The sequence below is a fragment of the Candidatus Jordarchaeum sp. genome (genome assembly GCF_052745115.1).
The window spans coordinates 1-1,889 of the sequence record NZ_JBRAKS010000522.1 but is presented as its reverse complement, the minus strand read 5'-3'; the positions used below and the strand labels follow the sequence as shown (position 1 = coordinate 1,889).

The 1,889-nt window shown below is 39.6% G+C and carries 2 protein-coding genes; one reads left to right on the top strand and one right to left on the bottom strand.

Going from position 1 to position 1,889, the window contains the following annotated elements:
- Positions 1 to 3: 3 nt before the first annotated feature.
- A complete protein-coding gene (locus tag ACUVXA_RS20430; protein WP_445873138.1) occupies positions 4 to 783 on the bottom strand; it encodes an SDR family NAD(P)-dependent oxidoreductase in 780 nt (259 codons plus the stop codon).
- Between the two features lie 264 nt (positions 784 to 1,047).
- On the opposite strand from ACUVXA_RS20430, the gene ACUVXA_RS20425 reads away from it, so the two are divergent.
- Positions 1,048 to 1,845 carry a hypothetical protein gene (locus ACUVXA_RS20425; protein WP_445873137.1) on the top strand — a complete coding sequence of 266 codons (798 nt, stop codon included), beginning with the start codon at positions 1,048 to 1,050 and terminating at the stop codon, positions 1,843 to 1,845.
- The last annotated feature ends 44 nt before the right edge of the window (positions 1,846 to 1,889 follow it).

Sequence of the window (1,889 nt, the reverse complement as noted above, 5' to 3'; positions counted from 1 at the left end):
ATTTTATCTACCTACAACTATTGCCTGTGCAGTGATATCGTCTCCATCTTCGGACATCAAAAAAACGGCTAAAGCACCTATTTTTTCTGGAGTGGTTTCCCTTTTTAGAAGTGATTGTGTTTGAACAATTTTATCAAATAGCGCTTTGTTTTGTTCGCCTCCTACAGCGTTTTTCCAGAGATCGGTCCAGACAAAATGGGGACAAATAGCGTTAGCGGTGATTCCGTAATCTGCTAGGAGTAATGCTAGACTTCCGGTGTAATTTATGACAGCGGCTTTTGAGGCAGCATAATAGGGAATAAGCTGATTCCCGGACATCGTGCCGGCCGATGAAGAAATGTTGATAATCTTCCCGCTTTTTTGATTCCTCATATGGGGAATTACGTACTTACAGCAGAGAAAAATTCCTTTCAGGTTAGTGTCAAAAGTGGTGTCCCAATCCTGTTCTTCGATTTCCAAAGGACTTTGCAATTTAAAGAGATCTTCCATAGTTCCGGGCACGCAGGTTCCAGCATTGTTTACGAGTGCATCGATCTTTCCGAATTCGTCTAAAGTTTTTTTAACCATTGCCTCCACTTCTTTACTATTCCTAACATCATTTTTTACCACAATAGCTTTTCGATTTAATGCTCTAATTTCTTTAGCCGTCTTTTCCGCCTCTTCAAGATTTATTTCAGCGATGACAATGTCCGCACCTTCCTTAGCTGAAGCCAGCGCAATACCTCTACCTATTCCCTTGGCACCACCAGTTACAATAACTACTTTTCCTTCCAATTTACCCATAATCTAACCTCCAATACCTTTCATGTTTAAACAAATGATTTTAAACTGACCTAAAATATTTTCAAGCCTTCATTAAAACTTTTATTTAAAAACTTAGAATATACATACTATTTTCATTATTTCTGTTTACCTGTTATTTATTATTCATTTAATGAATGTACTATTTTTTGGGATTAAATTTTAATAATAAGTTTTTTATATAGTCTAGTTTGTTGTTTTTTTACCGTGATCCATATATCTATTTTGAATAATGAGGTTGATTTTATGGATTGGAAGGTAAGGGTTCCTCTTCGAGTGGATTTGAGTGGAGGTTGGACTGATGCTGCTCCTTTTACCGAACAGCATGTGGGGGCACTGGTAAATTTTGCGATTGACAAGTTTCAAATATATAATGGGAGAGAAATGAGCTGTGACTGGTTAGGCATGGGGCTGGGAACTAGTGGTGCTTATAATGTTATTAAAGCAGTTGTGGAAGATGGATTAAATGATCTTGGAAAAATTTTGATAAGGGCTTATGAGCGGGAGTTGCAGGAAAATATTTGTGGAATGCAGGATATGGCAGCCAGCACATATGGGGGTCTGAATTACTGGGAATTTTACCAGGAGCAATTTTACCGGACCCCCATTCCAGTTACTGAGGAGGTGAGGACAGGGCTACAAGACTTGGCGGTGCTTGTTAACACCGGCAAATCTCGCAGTCCTCGGCACTACTTTGTTTATGCTAATTATCCTTATGTGGAGCCGATTTTGGTCAAGTTGAGTGAGATTGCTACTAGAATGAGGGATGAACTCCTTTCGGAAAATATGCCCCGTGTTCGGCAGCTGGTCAAAGATACTTGGTACTGGCAGAATAGAATTCCCACAGTCGGTACCCCTGAGATTGAAAGATTGATTAATATGGCGGATGCGGGAAAGGTTTGTGGTGCCGGTGGCGGAGGCTGCGTCCTATTATTATTCGAGAACGAAAAAAGGCTAGAAGCTTTCAAAGAAAAGCAGAAAGAGGTTATTTTGTTTAAAATATGGGAGAAAGGTGTGGAAACCTCAGAAGGAGAAATCCAATAAAAAATATTGTGGTGATCATCTTTGAGTGAAAGAAGGAGAATGCC

Excerpts from the sequence above, each read along its gene's own strand:
- ACUVXA_RS20430 (WP_445873138.1), bottom strand. The coding sequence starts at position 783 with ATGGGTAAATTGGAAGGAAAAGTAGTTATTGTAACTGGTGGTGCCAAG.
- ACUVXA_RS20425 (WP_445873137.1), top strand. The coding sequence starts at position 1,048 with ATGGATTGGAAGGTAAGGGTTCCTCTTCGAGTGGATTTGAGTGGAGGT.